Origin of the sequence: Streptomyces sp. NPDC049541, assembly GCF_044465725.1 — a bacterium.
Taxonomy (GTDB): Bacteria; Actinomycetota; Actinomycetes; order Streptomycetales; family Streptomycetaceae; genus Streptomyces.
Genome location: NZ_JBITLY010000018.1, coordinates 110,351 through 128,113 on the forward strand (window position 1 = coordinate 110,351; position 17,763 = coordinate 128,113).

12 protein-coding genes are annotated in these 17,763 nt (G+C 69.9%); 6 read left to right on the forward strand and 6 right to left on the reverse strand.

Annotation, left to right across the window (positions count from 1 at the left end):
- The first annotated feature begins 159 nt into the window (after positions 1 to 159).
- Together ACIBW9_RS40405 and ACIBW9_RS40410 are read left to right on the forward strand one after the other, a co-directional pair.
- Complete coding sequence (locus ACIBW9_RS40405) at positions 160 to 1,860, forward strand: methylmalonyl-CoA mutase (protein WP_398963187.1); 1,701 nt, start codon at positions 160 to 162, stop codon at positions 1,858 to 1,860.
- A 135-nt stretch (positions 1,861 to 1,995) separates the two neighbouring features.
- Positions 1,996 to 2,973, forward strand: coding sequence for a trypsin-like serine peptidase (locus ACIBW9_RS40410; RefSeq protein WP_398963190.1), 978 nt, complete (start codon positions 1,996 to 1,998; stop codon positions 2,971 to 2,973).
- A 66-nt stretch (positions 2,974 to 3,039) separates the two neighbouring features.
- On the opposite strand, the gene ACIBW9_RS40415 is transcribed toward ACIBW9_RS40410, so the two are convergent.
- On the reverse strand, positions 3,040 to 3,669 hold the full coding sequence (locus ACIBW9_RS40415; RefSeq protein ID WP_398963193.1) for a TetR/AcrR family transcriptional regulator: 630 nt from the start codon (positions 3,667 to 3,669) through the stop codon (positions 3,040 to 3,042).
- A gap of 263 nt (positions 3,670 to 3,932) precedes the next feature.
- On the opposite strand from ACIBW9_RS40415, the gene ACIBW9_RS40420 reads away from it, so the two are divergent.
- From ACIBW9_RS40420 to ACIBW9_RS40435, 4 genes are all read left to right on the forward strand, one after another.
- On the forward strand, positions 3,933 to 4,913 hold the full coding sequence (locus tag ACIBW9_RS40420; RefSeq protein WP_398963196.1) for a tetratricopeptide repeat protein: 981 nt from the start codon (positions 3,933 to 3,935) through the stop codon (positions 4,911 to 4,913).
- Positions 4,914 to 5,587: 674 nt separating this feature from the next.
- A complete protein-coding gene (locus tag ACIBW9_RS40425; RefSeq protein WP_398963199.1) occupies positions 5,588 to 6,181 on the forward strand; it encodes a DUF6230 family protein in 594 nt (197 codons plus the stop codon).
- A 131-nt stretch (positions 6,182 to 6,312) separates the two neighbouring features.
- A complete protein-coding gene (locus tag ACIBW9_RS40430; protein WP_398963202.1) occupies positions 6,313 to 6,870 on the forward strand; it encodes a DUF6114 domain-containing protein in 558 nt (185 codons plus the stop codon).
- Positions 6,860 to 8,206, forward strand: a complete 1,347-nt coding sequence (locus ACIBW9_RS40435; protein ID WP_398963204.1) for a hypothetical protein — start codon at positions 6,860 to 6,862, stop codon at positions 8,204 to 8,206. Before ACIBW9_RS40430 ends, ACIBW9_RS40435 begins: the two co-directional genes overlap by 11 nt.
- A 115-nt stretch (positions 8,207 to 8,321) precedes the next feature.
- Here the strand turns inward: ACIBW9_RS40435 and ACIBW9_RS40440 are convergent, their stop codons facing one another.
- From ACIBW9_RS40440 to pta, 5 genes are all read right to left on the reverse strand, one after another.
- Positions 8,322 to 8,672 carry a hypothetical protein gene (locus tag ACIBW9_RS40440; protein ID WP_398963207.1) on the reverse strand — a complete coding sequence of 117 codons (351 nt, stop codon included), beginning with the start codon at positions 8,670 to 8,672 and terminating at the stop codon, positions 8,322 to 8,324.
- Positions 8,662 to 12,444, reverse strand: a complete 3,783-nt coding sequence (locus ACIBW9_RS40445; RefSeq protein ID WP_398963210.1) for a hypothetical protein — start codon at positions 12,442 to 12,444, stop codon at positions 8,662 to 8,664. The genes ACIBW9_RS40440 and ACIBW9_RS40445 overlap by 11 nt, the downstream gene beginning before the upstream one ends.
- 311 nt (positions 12,445 to 12,755) lie before the next feature.
- Complete coding sequence (pyk, locus tag ACIBW9_RS40450) at positions 12,756 to 14,186, reverse strand: pyruvate kinase (protein ID WP_398963213.1); 1,431 nt, start codon at positions 14,184 to 14,186, stop codon at positions 12,756 to 12,758.
- A 140-nt stretch (positions 14,187 to 14,326) separates the two neighbouring features.
- The gene (locus tag ACIBW9_RS40455; RefSeq protein WP_398963215.1) at positions 14,327 to 15,532 is read right to left on the reverse strand and encodes an acetate kinase; all 1,206 of its coding nucleotides are present in this window, start codon (positions 15,530 to 15,532) and stop codon (positions 14,327 to 14,329) included.
- Positions 15,529 to 17,619 (reverse strand): phosphate acetyltransferase, encoded by a 2,091-nt coding sequence (gene pta / locus ACIBW9_RS40460; RefSeq protein ID WP_398963218.1) that lies wholly within the window; start codon positions 17,617 to 17,619, stop codon positions 15,529 to 15,531. The genes ACIBW9_RS40455 and pta overlap by 4 nt, the downstream gene beginning before the upstream one ends.
- Between the last annotated feature and the right edge of the window lie 144 nt (positions 17,620 to 17,763).

Below are 17,763 nucleotides of genomic sequence, written 5' to 3' on the forward strand. Positions count from 1 at the left end.
GGTGCCGGGCCGGTCGCTGTGCCGCCGCCAGGTCCCGCTCGACGTGCGGAGGGCCGGACAGGGATCAGGTGCGCAGGGCGTCAAGAAGGTCCCCGGGTGGGTCGCCGCCCTCTGGCTCCCCCTCGACATTTACTAGGACGTCCTAGTAAATTCGAGAGCATGGACGCTGACGCCATCGAGGAGGGCCGCCGTCGCTGGCAGGCCCGGTACGACGCTTCGCGCAAGCGTGAGGCCGACTTCACCACGCTCTCCGGGGATCCCGTGGAGCCCGTGTACGGGCCCCGGCCGGGAGACACCTACGCCGGCTTCGAGCGGATCGGGTGGCCGGGCGAGTACCCCTTCACGCGCGGGCTGTATCCGACCGGCTATCGAGGGCGTACGTGGACCATCCGGCAGTTCGCCGGGTTCGGGAACGCCGAGCAGACCAACGAGCGCTACAAGATGATCCTCGCCAACGGCGGGGGCGGTCTGTCCGTCGCCTTCGACATGCCGACCCTCATGGGGCGCGACTCCGACGACCCGCGCTCGCTCGGCGAGGTCGGGCACTGCGGGGTCGCTATCGACTCCGCCGCCGACATGGAGGTCCTGTTCAAGGACATCCCGCTGGGGGACGTCACCACGTCCATGACCATCAGCGGGCCCGCCGTGCCCGTCTTCTGCATGTATCTCGTCGCCGCCGAGCGGCAGGGCGTCGATCCGCGGGTGCTCAACGGCACGCTCCAGACCGACATCTTCAAGGAGTACATCGCCCAGAAGGAGTGGCTCTTCCAGCCCGAGCCCCATCTGCGGCTGATCGGCGACCTGATGGAGTACTGCGCCGCCGGCATCCCCGCCTACAAGCCGCTGTCCGTCTCCGGCTACCACATCCGCGAGGCGGGGGCGACGGCCGCGCAGGAGCTGGCGTACACGCTGGCCGACGGGTTCGGGTACGTGGAGCTGGGGCTCTCCCGCGGGCTGGACGTGGATGTGTTCGCGCCCGGGCTGTCCTTCTTCTTCGACGCGCACGTCGACTTCTTCGAGGAGATCGCCAAGTTCCGCGCGGCCCGGCGCATCTGGGCCCGCTGGATGCGGGACGTGTACGGGGCGAGGTCCGAGAAGGCGCAGTGGCTGCGCTTCCACACGCAGACCGCTGGTGTCTCCCTGACCGCCCAGCAGCCGTACAACAACGTCGTGCGTACGGCCGTTGAGGCGCTCGCGGCGGTGCTCGGCGGGACCAACTCGCTGCACACCAACGCCCTGGACGAGACCCTCGCGCTGCCGAGCGAGCAGGCGGCGGAGATCGCGCTGCGCACACAGCAGGTGCTGATGGAGGAGACCGGGGTCGCCAACGTGGCCGATCCGCTGGGCGGTTCGTGGTTCGTCGAGCAGCTGACGGACCGGATCGAGGCGGACGCGGAGAAGATCTTCGAGCAGATAAAGGAGCGCGGGCTGCGGGCACATCCGGACGGCCAGCACCCGATCGGGCCCATCACCTCCGGGATTCTGCGCGGCATCGAGGACGGCTGGTTCACCGGCGAGATCGCCGAGTCGGCCTTCCGGTACCAGCAGGCCCTGGAGAAGGGCGACAAGCGGGTCGTCGGTGTGAACGTCCACCACGGGTCCGTCACCGGGGATCTGGAGATCCTGCGGGTCAGCCATGAGGTGGAGCGGGAGCAGGTGCGGGTGCTGGGCGACCGCAAGGCCGCGCGGGACGAGACCGGGGTGCGCGCGGCCCTGGACGCCATGCTCGCCGCGGCCCGTTCGGGCGCCAACATGATCGAGCCGATGCTGGACGCCGTACGCGCCGAGGCGACCCTGGGCGAGATCTGCGGGGTGCTGCGGGACGAGTGGGGCGTGTACACCGAGCCGGCGGGATTCTGATCCGTCTACCCGCAGAAGCGTTTATAAAAATGTGACCTGCCTCCTTTCCCGCGATCGTTCCCGTGCATAGCATCGGCCCGTCGAGTCCGCCGATGCTCAGGGGAACTGACGGTGCGTAGGTTTTTCAGGCCCAGAGTGGTACGGACCGCCGTCGCGGTCGCGGTGGCCATGCTGCCGTGCGCCGCGCTCGTGCCGGTCGCGTCCGCACATTCCGTCGCGCCGCCGGTGAACCCGGTGGCGCAACGGCTGGACGCCTACTGGAACCCGGCCCGGCTGACGGCCGCGCTGCCCGTCGACACCGGCCTGGACAAGGACTCCGTCTACTCCACCGCCCCGGACACCGGCTCCGCCGCCTCCTCCGCGGTGGACGGCCCCATGCCCGGCGAGTTCATCCCGCCCAGCCACAGCTTCGACGGCATCCCCCAGACCGGCACCTTCTTCTGGACCGACCCCAGTGGCACCGGGCGCACCTGCACCGGCTCCGTGGTGCGCAGCCCGGGCCACGACCTGGTGCTGAGCGCGGGCCACTGTCTGCGGGGCTACTCCGGCACCTCCCCGCGCCGCAATCTGGCCTTCGTGCCGCAGTACCACGACGGCCTCAAGCCGTTCGGCGTGTTCCCGGTCCGGGTCAACGGCGTCTACGTCCCGCAGCAGTACTACGACCTGAAGGAACACGCCGGCGCCCAGTACGACTACGGCTTCGCCGTCACCGAGCCCAACCAGGACGGCAAGCTGCTGCAGGACGCGGCCGGTGCCGTGCAGTTGCTCACCGACACGGGGTACCACCACGCCCCGGTGCGGATGATCGGCTACCCGGGAGGCGCGGACAAGCCGCTGGAGTGCTGGAGCCGCACCACCCGCTACGACAGCGACGACCGGGACGAGCCCGGCAGCTATCCCCGCATCGCCTGCGACGCCTTCGTGGACGGCACCAGCGGCGGACCGATGCTGGTGCCGTGGAAGGGCGGCTGGGCGGTGGTGGGCGTCATCGGCGGCTACCACACCGGCGGTTACACCCCGCAGATCTCCTACAGCGCCTACTTCGGCAAGAGCGTCGCTCAGCTCTTCAGCGACGCGGTCACCGGCGCCCCGCCGGCCGGCCCGTCGTCGTAGACCTCGTAGAGGCAGAGCTCGTAGAGGCAGAGCTCGTAGCGGCAGAGCTCGTGGCGGCGGGAGCGGCTACGCCTCCTGGGTGCCCGCTCCCAGGCCGCCCAGGAGCAGGGTCGTGAACTGGCGCACCCACTCCTCGTCCGCCGGGTGCCCGCTCACCAGGGTGCGGTGCACCACCGCGCCCGCGACCACGTCGAAGATCAGGTCGGCCGTGCGGGCCGCCTCGGCGGAGTCGGTCTCGGGGGGCAGCTCGCCGCGGGTCTGGGCGCGGGCGCGGCCCTCCAGGACCAGTCGCTTCTGGCGCTCCACGATCGAGGAGCGGATCCGCTCCCGCAGGGCGTCGTCGCGGGTGGACTCCGCGACCACCGCCATCAGGCCGCTCTTGGCCTCCGGCCGGGCCAGGATCGCCGCGAACTGCAGGACCACGCCCTCGATGTCGGCCGCCAGGGTGCCGCGGTCGGGGAGGACGAGTTCGTCGAAGAGCTCGGCCACCGCGTCGACGACGAGTTCGTTCTTGCCTGCCCAGCGGCGATACAGGGTCGTCTTTGCAACCCCGGCCCGGGTCGCCACGTCTCCCAGGGTGAGCTTCGACCAGCCCAGCTCCACCAGGGCCTCCCGGGTGGCCGCGAGGATCGCGGCGTCCGCCTCGGCGCTGCGCGGGCGTCCTGAGGCGCGGGTGGCGGGAGTGCGGCTCTGCATCCCACGACCATAACCGGCAGTTCCTGTGAGGCCGTGAGGGAGATCACCAGAGGGTGGTACCGGGAAGGCACTCGGTGCCATTACGCTACGACTCGTAGCGAAAGCTCGTGGGTGACTCCACGGGCGACAACCACTGACGTGGGGTGGGGACCCGGCGTCGAACGGAACGCAAACAGGACCGGCTTTTCTCAACGCACGGGGGTCCGGGGGGTTTCCCCAGGAGTATGCAGCACTGATGCGCGGGAACGGGGGAGGATAGACGCATGCAGCCACGGAACATGTCCATGAGCGGAGTCGTCGACCTCGCCGCGGTGAAGGCGGCCCAGGAGGCCAAGGCGAAGGCGGAGCAGGCGCGCGCCGAAGCGGCCCGCCAGGGCGGCGGCCCGGGAGCCGTCTCCCCGGCCGATCTCGTCATCGACGTCGACGAGGCCGCCTTCGAGCGCGAGGTCCTGCAGCGGTCCACCGAGGTGCCCGTCGTCATCGACTTCTGGGCCGAGTGGTGCGAGCCCTGCAAGCAGCTGAGCCCGGTCCTGGAGCGGCTCGCCGTCGAGTACAACGGCCGCTTCCTGCTCGCCAAGATCGACGTCGACGCCAACCAGATGCTGATGCAGCAGTTCGGTATCCAGGGGATCCCGGCCGTCTTCGCCGTGGTGGCGGGACAGGCGCTGCCGCTCTTCCAGGGGGCCGCCGGCGAGCAGCAGATCCGCCAGACCCTCGACCAACTGGTGCAGGTGGCCGAGCAGCGCTTCGGCCTGACCGGTCTGACGGTCGACCCCGACGCCGAGCCGGGCGGCGGCCAGGCCGCCGCCGAGGCGGCGCCGGCCGGACCGTACGACGCGCTGCTCGAGGCGGCCGTACGGGCCCTGGACTCGGGGGACTTCGGCGGTGCGGTGCAGGCGTACAAGAACGTGCTGAGCGAGGACCCTGGCAACCCGGAGGCCAAACTGGGCCTCGCCCAGGCCGAGTTGCTGCAGCGCGTGGGCGGCCTCGACCCGCAGCAGGTGCGCAAGGACGCCGCCGAGAAGCCGGCCGACGTACAGGCGCAGATCGCGGCGGCCGATCTGGATCTGGTCGGCGGTCATGTGGAGGACGCCTTCGGGCGGCTCATCGACGCCGTCCGGCGCACGGCGGGTGACGACCGCGACACGGTACGTCTGCGACTGCTGGAGCTCTTCGAGGTCGTGGGGGCGGATGATCCGAGGGTGGCGGCGGCCCGCAGGGCTCTCGCGCGGGCGCTGTTCTGACCAGTCGCTAAACACCCGGGCATGTGATGCCCGAGTGAAAGATTTGCCGAAGGAACGTCAGTGCGGCCGCGCTTTACCAAATCTTGGTAAACGCGGCCGCTGTTACTGGGAGTAAGTTCCGGCCGTTGATCTGTCGGTTTCTGTCCAACGATCAATAGTTTTGTCCGGGCCCCCGGCTGCACCCTCCGTCGCCACCCGAGACCTGTGGGTCGTCCTTCGGTTATCCCGCCGTTACTACCCAGTAACGAAGCCCCTTGTGCGGGCGGCGAGAATGCACCACGATCGGCGACGCTCGGTCCTTTCCCGTACCCCGACAGCCGGTTGGGTCGCGGGAGTTCCTGGGTCCCCACCGAGCAGAGCCTGCGCCCCTGGCGCCGGCTCTTGGGCAGGGGGGTCTTCGCCGGTTCGGCGAAGCCTGTCCAGCAAGGTTGTGCGTGATGTGTGTCAGGCGCGACCAGTGGTTGTCGCTCGGGGGTGATCGCCGGTGATCGGTGCGCGGTTTGCGCCTCCGAGTGCGGGCGCTCTCCTTCCCGAGGACGTAGCACTTCTCCCATCCCTGCCCGGCTGATGCGCCGACAGGCAGCAGTCAGGGCCAGGAGATGTACGTCCGAGAAGGAGGAAATATGGAGTCCCAGGTGCGTGGCGGGACCAGATGGAAGCGGTTCGCTGTGGTCATGGTGCCCAGCGTCGCCGCTACGGCCGCGATAGGTGTCGCCCTCGCGCAGGGCGCTCTCGCCGCGTCGTTCAGCGTGTCCGGCCAGCAGTTCAAGGTCACGGCCGACTCGCTGACGGGGTACGGCTTCGAGCAGTACGGAGCCATTGACTCGGGGTACACCCTCGACGGCAAGAAGACGGCTCACCCGGTGGCGGTCTCGGCGTTCAACGACGCGACCATCACGAACCTGTGCCAGTCGGTGGTCACGCCCAACATCCCGGTGCTGGGCAAGGTCAGCCTGATCCTGCACGCGGGCGGCGGCGGAAAGCCGGTCGAGGCCAACAAGCTGTACATCGACCTCGATGACCTGAGCGCCGACGCGACGTTCACGAACATCGACATCGGTGTGGCCGCCAAGGATGCCAACAAGGGTCCCGGCATCAAGTCGGACGAGGTCGCCAACAAGCAGACCAACCCGTACGGCTTCGCTCAGCAGGCCGAGAAGGCCGAGCTGACCGGCGTGAAGCAGACGGCGTGGGCGACCACCGCCGGAACCTTCAAGCTCAGCGGGCTGAAGATGTCGATCTCGACGGATGCCGCAGAGTGCTACTAAGCGCTCCGTGACGGGCGGGGGAGCCGATGGCGCCCCCGCCCGTCCACCTTCCGGCACTTTCTTCACAAGCAGTACAACTCACCACCACAGCACCACCACCACAGCAACGCCGCACCAGGGAGCTGTTTTCCATGAGCGCCGAGACTCCTGCCGCACCCGTCGGTCAGTTCAGCCGCCGGAGGGTGCAGTTCCGCGCCTGGCGGGGCACGCGGCCGTTCTGGGCCGGCCTTTTCGTTCTGCTCGCCGGCTTTCCGATCATGTACTTCCCGTACGCGCATCTGCAGGTCGGTCATCTGACGCTGGCGATGGCGACCACCGCGGGCGCCGGGTCCCTGATCATCGGCGTGCTGCTGGTTGTCCTCGGCTTCAGCCTCTGGTTCCAGAAGCACGTGCGCACCTTCGCGGGTGTCGCGGCGATCCTGCTGGGACTGGTGTCCATCCCGGTGTCCAACTTCGGCGGCTTCATCGTGGGCTTCCTGCTCGCCCTGGTCGGCGGGGCGATGGCCGTGGCCTGGGCGCCGGGCGAGCCGCCTGCCGAGGCGGCGCAGGAGGACGTGCCGGGAGCGGGCGGTGCCCCGCAGGCACTCGACCCGGACACCACCATCCTCAAGCCCGTGGTGGGCGAGCCGAACGATCTGTCAGGAACGAGCCCGGCGAACGGGGCGAACGGGAGGCACAGTGCCGGCTGACGAGGTGACCCACGGGACTGATGTGGACGAGTCCCGTGTGAGAACCGGGCCACGCCATGCGGCACCCAAGAAGCCGCTGTTCACCAGGTTCCACATGCCGGCCGGCAAGGCGATAGCCACGGTGGCGATGCCGACCGCGGTCCTCATGGGAATGGGGTTCACGTCGTCGCTCGCGCTCGCCGACAGCGGGGGCGGATCCGCGACGACGAACAGCCAGAAGGCCGACGAGTACAAGGACTGCGTCGCGGCGCTGGACGGCTCCACCGCCTCGCCGTCGCCGTCCGCGTCGGCGAGCTCCGGTGACAAGGCCGACAAGGCGACCCCCTCGCCCTCGCCCTCCGCCGGCACGTCCAAGGAGACTTCGGACTCGACGTCGGGCAAGACGGGTTCGTCCGGTTCGTCGGATTCAGGTTCCGGCGACAGGGCCACGCCCAAGCCGTCCGCCTCGGACGGCTCGAGCAAGGACACGTCGGGCAGCGACACCGCCACGCCGAGCCCCTCGGCGTCCGCGAGCAGCGGCGGCGGTCTGCTGGACGACCTGGGCCACGCGATCGGCAGCATCTTCAGCGGCGGCAGCTCCACGTCGAGCGCGAGCCCCACGCCCACGCCGTCCCCCTCGGCGAGCGCCAGCAAGGACTCCGCGTCCTCGGGCTCTTCGGGTACGAGCGCCTCGGACACCGTCAAGGACACGACCAAGAAGGTCACCGACACGGTGAACAAGACCGTGAAGGACACGACCGACACGGCGACCACGGCGACCAAGGCGGCCGAGGAGGCCACCAAGGCGGCCCAGGAGGCGGCCGGATCGGCCACCTCTGCCAGCCCCTCGCCGAGCTCGTCCGCGGACGCGGCAAACTGCGATGCCGCCACGGACGACACCGGCGGCGTCGACAACAAGGTGCCCGTGGCGGACGCCCCCTGGTACCTGAGCGCCAGCTCGCTGACCCTGAACAAGGCCGACTATCAGGGCATCGTGAAGGTGAGGACGGCCAACGGCACCGTCAAGAAGGTGCTGAAGTACGTCATCTCCGGCGGCACCGACATCGGCGACCTGCACCAGACGGTCAAGGACACCGACATCAACAAGACCTACCACGTGCAGGCCGCGAAGGGTTCGCATTCCACGATCACCGGCGGCACGACGACGATGTACACGGAGTCCATCTCCGGCAATCTGTTCGGTCTGATCCCGCTCACGTTCACCCCGGACAGCCCGCCTCCGCTGAACATCCCGTTCATCTACTTCACCAACGTGAAGGTCGTCCAGGCCGCCCAGTTCGGGGGCACCCTGCACGTGCCGGGCATGCACGTCTACACGACCGACGGAACCGGCTGAGCGCCGCCACAGACCCGTTCGGGAGCCGCAGAAAGACTGAGGGCGCCCCCTGTTCACAGGGGGCGCCCTCAGTGCTGTGGAGCCGCCTTCACGGGCCGGTCGGTCGGCGCCGAGATCAGTCGTCCTCGTCGTGGTCGACGCGCGGCAGGACGTTGGTGTCCATGCCGTACTCGCCGAAGAGGTCGACCAGCGCTCTGGTCATGGCGTCCAGGCCGCCTTCACGGACGATCACGAGGTCGGGGATCTGGAGGTACAGGCCGTCGGCGCACTCGCCGGTGGTGGACCAGCGGTCCATCAATTCGGCGATCTTCCGAGGAGTCAGGAAGCTCGCGCTCCACCTCTTTCCGTCCCGGGCTCGGATGACCGCGTCGACGTCTTCGACGGTGTCGGGGTCGTCATCCAGGCCGAGTACGTACGTGACGGAGAAGTCGGCCGTCTCCACGACCACCAGGGGCTCATGAGCCATAGATCTTCAGCAGCTCCTTGATGACGTCCGACTCGCTGTCCTTGTCGGATTTCCCGATGATCTCGAATCCGTCCCCGACCTCACGGAAGAAGAGCCGTGCGCCCTTCTGGCCCCGAAGGTAGCGGATGCCGTGGGACAGCGCCTTCGACCCCTTGCCCGGCTGGTCGTTGCCGTCCAGGAGCTTGTTGATGAGCTGGTTCATCTCGCGCTGCACGTCCTGGTTCCTCGTGGACTTCTCGGCGAGCTTGGCGAGCCTGCTGTTCTTGCCGAGCGCCGAGGTCACGCAGATCTTCGGCTTGCCGGCGGAGGCGGCGGCCTTCGCGGAGGCACCGTGGAACGCGGCCCGCTGGGCGGCGACGCCCGCCACGGTCGAGGCGAGACACTCGACGGCGCTCTGGCCCCTCTTGACCCGGTCCAGGACCGTGCGGAGCCGGTCCAGGGTGTCCTTGGCCTTGTCCAGTTTCTCCCAGAAGGAGCTGATGCCCTTGCTGACCCGGTAGATCGCCTTGCCCACGGCCGGAATCTTGGTGACGGCCGCGCCGACCAGGATGACGTTGACGAGCGTCCACAGACAGCCCTCGACGTCGCGCTGGGTGAAGCACTTCTTGGCGTCGGTGTAGCCCAGCTCGTCGAGGAGGATCTGGCCGCCGTTGTCGACCACCCAGTCCATGATGTCCATGGCCAGGAGCTGCCTGGCCGAGCGGAAGTCGTCCACGCAGGACTGGCCGCACTGGGCGAGGAGCAGTGACTCCTCGTCCTTGCTGAGGTCCGCCCCGGCGTCGGGCTTGGGGCCCTCCATCGCGGCCTTGCGGGCTTCCTCCTGTTCCTTGCGGAACTCCTCCTCGGCGCGGTCGGCCGCACCCTCGGCCGCCTTCGCGTCCTCGTCGGCGTTGGCCGCCGACTTCTCCGCGTCGTCGGCGTCCTTCTCCGCCCGGCTTGCCGCCGAGTCCGCGGCGCCGGCGTCGCGGGTGGCGGCGTCGGCGGAGGCGCGGGCGTTCGTGGCGCTCTTCTCGGCCTCGGTGGCCTCGTTGTCCGCCGCGGTGGCCTCACCGGAGGCGTCGCGGGCGGCGCTGTCGGCGTAGAACCAGTCGGTGCCCGCCTGCGCGACGTACTCGCCGGCCTTGGCGTCGGCCTTCTTCGCAGCCTCGGCGGCCTTGGCCGCCTCCGCCGCCGAAGCCCGGGCCGCGGCCGCGGACTTGAGCGCGGCCGCCGCGTCGGCCGCCGCTGCCGCGGCCGCCTGTGCGGCGAGCTTGGCGTCGCCTGCGGCCCTGTCGGCCAGCTTCTTGGCGTCGGCTGCGGCCTTCGCCGCCTCCTTGGCCTTGGCGGCGGCCGCGGCGGCCTGCTGCTCGGACACCGACAGCGAGGTCTGGCCGATCAGGACGGCGAAGGCGGCCGCGGAGTCCGACTCCCGGTACGGGGTGCCCGCCGCGATGGCGGTGTTGGCGGGCTTGATCACCTCGGTCGCCGCATCACGGGCCGCGGTGGCCGCCTGGCCGGCCGCGTACGCGTGTCCGGCTGCCACTGCGGCCCACTCCTTGGTCCTGGCGGCCTCGTCGCGGGCGGCCGCGGCCTCCTGGTGCGCCTTGAGGGAGGCGGCCTGGGCCTTCTTGGCCTCCTGCTCGGCCTTGGCGGCGTTCGCCGCCGCGGCCTTGGAGGCGTCGATGGCCTCCGCGGCCGCGGCATGCGCTTCCGCACCCGCCGCGGCGGCCGTCTGATAGGCCGACCACGCCTTGTCGGCGGCCGCACGGGACCGCTTCGCCGCGGCATCGGAACGGGTGGCGGCCGCGCGGGCGTTCTGCGCCGCGGTGCTCGCGTCGCCGGCGGCGGTCCGCGCCCGGGTGGCCGCGCCGGCCGCTTCGCCGGCGGCGGCACGTGCGTCGGTGGCCGCCTCGCGGGTCTCAGCCGCCGCGCTGGTGCCGACGGCCGCGGCGGCAGCCGACTCCAGGGCGGCGGCCCGCGCGGCGGTGGCCTTCTTCTCGCGCTCGGCGTCCTCGGCCTTCTCGCGCGCGGCTGCGGCCCCCGCCTCGGCCAGGAGCGCCGCGGTCAGCTGCTCGTCGGCCGTCGTGGCGGCGGCCTCCGCCTTGGTACGGGCCTTCCCGGCCGTCTCACGCTCGGAGGCCGCGCGCTTCTCGGCCTCCTGTGCCTTGGCACGTTCGTCGGCAGCGGTCTTGCGCTCAGCCGCGGCGACGGCCTTCTCCTGCTCGGCCTTGGCGCGCTGCGCCTTGGCGGTCTCCGCCGCCAGGCGGGCCGTCTCCTGTGCCCGCTCGGCGGTGGCCTGTGCGTTCTTCGCCTTGGTGGCGTTCGCGGCGGCCTCCTTGGCCAGCGCGTCCGCGGAGGCGGCGGCCGCCTTCGCCTGGGCCGCCGCCTCCTGCGCGGCGATCCGCCGGAACTCCGTGTTGACGGCGTGGGCCTGCGTCTGGGAGAGCGCGAACAGCGCCTTGCTGTCGGCCACCGTCGCCTTGGCGGCGTTCACCGTGGTCTGGGTTGCCTTCGCGGCCGCCTGGGCCGCGGCGTACGAGGCCTTGGCGACCTGCACCGACTGCTGTGCGTACAACAGCCCGCGGCCACGCGGCAGCTTGGCCGCGTCGGCGATGGCGTAGGCGTCGTTCTGCGCACTGTCGGCCTGCTCCGAGGCCGTCTTGGCGGCGGCGACCGCCTTGTTGGCCAGCACCAGTTGGTCGGCGGTCTTCTTCTGGGCGGCTGCCAGGTCCGTCTTGGCCTGCGTGAAGACCGCGGGCTTGGGCCGGTGGATGTTGTCCTTGGGCTGGTCGGCCCAGTACTTCTGCCAGAGGAGGATCTGCTCGGCGAGCCACGCCTGCCCGATGGACTCGATCATCGCCTCGGTGGCCTTGCGGGCCTCCGCGGACGCGTTCGTCTCGGCACTCATGATGGCGGCGCGGGGCTTGGCCTGGGCGGCGTACTCCTGCTCCCACTCCTGGTGGGCCGTCAGGACGACGGGGGAGAGGATCCGCCGGGCGTCCACGGGGTTGAAGCTGTCGCAGTCGCCCCAGGCGACCTTGAGGGCCTCGACCTCCATGCGGTACTCGGCGGAGCCCTCCTCCAGCGGCTTGGTGACGAAGCCGCCGTGCCGCAGGAAGGAGGCGACGTCGGCGGCGGTGGTGCTGTTCCACGGGCCGCGGACGTCGGTGTCCCGGAACATGGTGTCCGCCGCGAGGTCGTTCCAGTCGTCCTGGCCCTTGATCTCGGCGGCGACCTTCTTCGCCTGTTCGACCGCGTCCTTGGTGGGCACGCTGCGGCCGTCCTGACCGAGCCGGTTCAGCAGGTCGTTCTGGGGGCCGAGTGTGAAGGCCACGACGTCCGCGTCGAACTCGGGGGCGTGGTAGCTGGTGCCGGAGTCCCAGCCGGTCTGCGCGTAGACCTTGTTGGCGGCCTCCCAGCGCGCCTTGCGGTCCCTGGACCGATCGAGGTACGCGATGACGGCGTCGTGGTCCTTGCTGCGGGCGTCGCCGAGGGTGCCGAGCCCCGATCGAGCGCCTTCGAGGGCGGCAGTGAGGTCGGCCTCCGTACCGTTCAGGGCCTTGGCGGCCGCGGTTTTCAGGGCAGGGCCACCGATGTGCAGTGCCACCCCGGCGATGCAGCGGTCGATCCGGGTGTCCTCGCCGAGGCTGATCCGGATCCGTCCGGCATCCGGGTCATCGGCCGCCGGTTCATCGGCGCGTGCGGGTACCGCGTGCACCAGTCCTGTCAGCAGTGCCGAGGCCGCCAGCAGGGCGGTCCCGGTCAGTCCCCCTGAGCGCAGGGCTCTTCGCATGTGATTCGCCTGTCTACGGGTCGAATGGTCGGCCCAGGAAAGAGGCAGGCGGGCATGGCTGTGCGACGGTCGTGGTCGTACTGCGGATGCGCGAAGTCCACCAAGAGCCGTTCATGCGCTGGTCAGAGCTGCTGTGTGCTGGTCAGGCACACGCCCCCCACGCCCTCTCCCCAAGGGCGCCCCAAGATTTACACACGAAATGGAAAAGCGGTAGGGGTTTTCTCCGTGTCGATGGTCACCGCACATGCGTGAGGGCGCCCCCTGTTCGCAGGGGGCGCCCTCAGCGCCGTACAAGAGCCTTTGCGGCTGCGTCAGTTGGCGCCGCCGCCCGCGATGTGGTGGACGCGGAGCATGTTGGTGGTGCCGGGGACGCCGGGGGGCGAGCCGGCGGTGATGATGACGATCTCGCCCGGGTTGAAGCGGTTGATCTTGGCGAGCTCCTGGTCGACCATGTCGACCATCTCGTCCGTGGTGTTCACGAACGGCACCACGTGCGACTCCACGCCCCAGCTGAGGGTGAGCTGGTTGCGGGTGTTCTCGTCGGTGGTGAAGGCGATGATCGGCTGCTGGGCGCGGTAGCGCGACAGCCGGCGGGCCGTGTCACCGGACTGCGTGAAGGCCACCAGGCCGCGGCCGCCGAGGAAGTCGGCGATCTCGCACGCGGCGCGCGCGACCGAACCGCCCTGCGTGCGCGGCTTCTTGCCCGGCACCAGAGGCTGCAGGCCCTTGGAGAGCAGCTCCTGCTCGGCCGCGGCGACGATCTTCGACATCGTCTTCACGGTCTCGACCGGGTAGGCGCCCACGCTGGACTCGGCGGACAGCATGACCGCGTCCGCGCCGTCCAGGATCGCGTTGGCCACGTCGGAGGCCTCGGCGCGGGTGGGCCGGGAGTTGGTGATCATCGACTCCATCATCTGGGTCGCCACGATCACCGGCTTGGCGTTGCGGCGGCACAGCTCGATCAGGCGCTTCTGCACCATGGGGACCTTCTCGAGCGGGTACTCGACGGCCAGGTCGCCACGGGCGACCATCACGCCGTCGAACGCCATCACGACGTCCTCCATGTTCTCGACCGCCTGCGGCTTCTCCACCTTGGCGATGACGGGGACCCGGCGGCCCTCCTCGTCCATCACCTTGTGGACGTCGGCCACGTCCTTGGCGTCCCGCACGAAGGACAGGGCGACCAGGTCGGCACCCATGCGGAGCGCGAAGCGGAGGTCCTCCACGTCCTTCTCGGACAGCGCGGGCACGTTGACGGCCGCGCCGGGCAGGTTGATGCCCTTGTGGTCGGAGACGACACCGCCCTCGATGACGATCGTCCTGACCCGGGGGCCCTCCACGTCCAGGACCTTCAGCTCGACGTTGCCGTCGTTGATCAGGATCTGGTCGCCGCGGGAGACGTCACCGGGCAGGCCCTTGTACGTCGTACCGCAGATGGACTTGTCGCCCGGGACGTCCTCGGTGGTGATGACGAACTCGTCACCGCGCTCGAGCTCGACCGGGCCTTCGGCGAAGGTCTCCAGTCGGATCTTCGGACCCTGCAGGTCGGCGAGGACACCGATGGCACGGCCGGTCTCCTTGGACGCGGCCCGGACACGGTCGTACCGGCCCTGGTGCTCGGCGTGGGTGCCGTGGCTGAAGTTGAACCTGGCCACGTTCATTCCGGCCTCGATCATCGAGACCAGCATTTCGTGGGAGTCGACCGCGGGGCCGAGAGTACAGACGATTTTCGAACGGCGCATGGGGCGATCCTATCGGTTTGTTTCGCCGCGGAATATTCCGTCTGGCGGAAGATACAAATGGGCGGGTCCGCGCTCAGGCGTGTTACTGCGGTGTATTCCTCGGGGTTCTTCAGCCGGCCATGCGGCGAAGCCGCATATCGTTACTGCCCGACCAGTGCATAGGTCTGTGTGGCGATCTCCAGTTCCTCGTCGGTCGGCACCACGGCGACGGCCACGCGCGCCTGCGCGGGCGAGATCAGCCGCGGTTCGTCACTGCGTACGGCGTTCAGCTCGCTGTCCACCGCCAGCCCCAGCTCCTGAAGGCCCGCAAGGGCAGCCTCCCGCACCGGGCCCGCGTTCTCCCCGACTCCCGCTGTGAAGGCGACCGCGTCCACCCGGCCGAGCACGGCGTAATAGGCGCCGATGTACTTCTTCAGCCGGTGAATGTAGATGTCGAAGGCGAGCTGCGCCTCTTCGTCACCTTCGTCGATCCGGCGGCGGATCTCCCGCATGTCGTTGTCACCGCACAGCCCGATCAACCCGCTCTTCTTGTTGAGAAGAGTGTCGATCTCGTCGGTGGACATTCCGCCAACACGCATCAAATGGAAGATGACGGCCGGATCCATGTCCCCGGATCGCGTACCCATCACGAGCCCCTCCAAAGGCGTCAGCCCCATGGAGGTGTCCACGCACTTCCCGCCCCGCACGGCGGAGGCGGACGCGCCGTTGCCGAGGTGCAGCACGATGACGTTGACCTCCTCGGGCGCCTTCCCGAGCAGCTCGGCGGTGGCCCGGGACACATACGCGTGCGAGGTCCCGTGGAAGCCGTAGCGCCGGATCCGGTGCTCGTCGGCGGTCTTCACGTCGATCGCGTAGCGGGCGGCCGACTCCGGCATCGTGGTGTGGAAGGCGGTGTCGAAGACGGCGACCTGCGGCAGGTCGGGCCGCAGCGCCTGCGCGGTACGGATGCCCGTCAAGTTGGCCGGGTTGTGCAGGGGAGCCACCGGTATCAGCCGCTCGATCTCGGCGAGCACGGTGTCGTCGATCACGGTCGGCTCGGTGAAGGACTGCCCGCCGTGCACGACCCGGTGCCCGATCGCCGCCAGCTCGGGGGAGTCCAGCCCCAGCCCGTCCTTCGCCAGCTCCTCCGCCACGGCCTTCAGGGCCGCCTCGTGGTCGGCGATCGACCCGCTCCACTCACGGCTCTCGCCGCCCATGCCGAGCGGCGTGTGCCTGAGCCGTGAGGTCTCCTCGCCGATCCGCTCGACGAGGCCCACGGCGAGGCGGCTGCCGTCCCGCATGTCGAGCAGCTGGTACTTCACCGACGAGGAGCCGGAGTTGAGGACGAGGACACGGGACGGGCTCACTGGGCGGACGCCTTCTCGTTCGGGTGCTGGGCCTGTATGGCGGTGATGGCGACGGTGTTGACGATGTCCGAGACAAGAGCGCCCCGGGACAGGTCGTTGACGGGCTTGCGCAGACCCTGCAGCACCGGTCCGACGGCGATCGCGCCGGCCGAACGCTGCACGGCCTTGTAGGTGTTGTTACCTGTATTGAGGTCGGGAAAGATCAGAACCGTTGCCTGTCCGGCGACTTCGGACTCCGGCAGCTTGGTCGCCGCGACCGTCGGCTCCACGGCGGCGTCGTACTGGATCGGCCCCTCGATCTTCAGGTCGGGGCGCCTTTCCCGGACCAGCTCGGTCGCCTCGCGCACCTTGTCCACGTCGGCGCCCGAGCCGGACGTACCCGTCGAGTACGACAGCATCGCGATCCGCGGCTCCACACCGAACTGCTCGGCGGTGGCTGCCGACTGGATGGCGATGTCGGCGAGCTGCCGGGCGTCCGGGTCGGGGTTCACGGCGCAGTCCCCGTAGACGAGGACCTTGTCGGCGAGGCACATGAAGAAGACCGAGGAGACGATGTCGGCGTCCGGCTTGGTCTTGATGATCTCGAAGGCCGGGCGGATGGTCGCGGCCGTGGAGTGCACCGAGCCCGACACCATGCCGTCCGCCAGCCCCTCCTGGACCATCAGCGTGCCGAAGTAGTTGACGTCCGAGACGACGTCGTACGCCAGCTCCACGGTGACGCCCTTGTGGGCGCGGAACTGCGCGTACTTCTCCGCGAAGGAGTCGCGCAGCTCGCTGGTGGCGGGGTCGATCAGTTGGCACTCGCCCAGGTCGATGCCGAGGTCGGCGGCCTTCTTGCGGATCTGCTCGACCGGGCCGAGCAGGGTGAGGTCGCAGACCCCGCGGCGCAGCAGCACCTCGGCGGCGTGCAGGACGCGCTCCTCGGTGCCCTCCGGGAGGACGACCCGGCGCTTGTCGGAGCGGGCCTGTTCGAGCAGCTTGTGCTCGAACATCATCGGGGTGAGGCGGTCGCTGCTGGGCGCGGAGACCCGCTTGTTGAGGTCGCCGGTGTCGACGTACCGCTCGAAGAGGCCGAGCGCGGTCTCCGCCTTGCGCGGTGTCGCCGCGTTCAACTTGCCCTCAAGGGCGAAGAGTTCCGCGGCGGTCGGGAAGCTGTTGCCGGACACCGAGAGCACCGGGGTGCCCGGGGCGAGGCGGGCGGCGAGGGTGAGGATCTCGTCGCTCGGCACCTCGTTCAGGGTCAGCAGCACGCCGGCTATCGGCGGGGTGCCGGCGCTGTGCGCGGCCAGCGAGCCGACGACCAGGTCGGCGCGGTCGCCCGGGGTCACGACCAGACAGCCCGGGGTCAGGGCGGGCAGGAAGTTCGGCAGCATCGCACCGCCGAAGACGAAGTCCAGCGCGTCGCGCGCCAGCCCCGAGTCGTCGCCGAGGACGACCTTCGCGCCGAGCGCCTGGCCGATCTGGGAGACGGTGGGGGCGGCGAGGGCGGGGTCGTCGGGGACGACGTAGCAGGGCACGGGCAGGCGGGAGCCGAGCTTCTGCGCGATCTCCTCCCGGTCCTCGCGCGCGACCCGGTTGGTCACCATGGCGAGGACGTCGCAGCCCAGGCTCTCGTACGCGCGGTAGGCGTTGCGCGTCTCGGCGAGCACGGACTCGGTGGCCTGCCCACGGCCGCCCACGACCGGGAGCACTGAGGCGCCGAACTCGTTCGCCAGCCGGGCGTTGAGGGAGAGCTCGTCGGGGAGCTGGGTGCCGGCGAAGTCGGTGCCCAGGACGAGGACGACCTCGTAGTCGCGCGCGACCACGAGGAAGCGTTCCACGAGGGTGGACACCAGTTCGTCCGTCCCCCGCTCCGCCTGCAGGGCGGACGCCTCGTGGTAGTCCATGCCGTAGACCGTGGCGGGGTCCTGGGCGAGCCGGTAGCGGGCGCGGAGCAGCTCGAACAGGCGGTCGGGCTGGTGGTGGACGAGCGGCCGGAACACGCCGACCCGGTCGACCTGCCGGGTCAGCAGCTCCATGACCCCCAGCTCCACGACCTGTCGGCCGTCTCCTCGGTCGATCCCGGTCACGTACACGCTGCGCGTCACGTGTGCTCGCCCCTTCCTTGCGCCGTTATAAAAATCGCCCACCGAGGTGAGCAGAACCCTCTTGACAATACCCCTGACGCTGGATAAGGCGCCCGTCAGGATCGGGGCCGCGATCGACGTCCCGACAGGGCCAATCGGGTCATA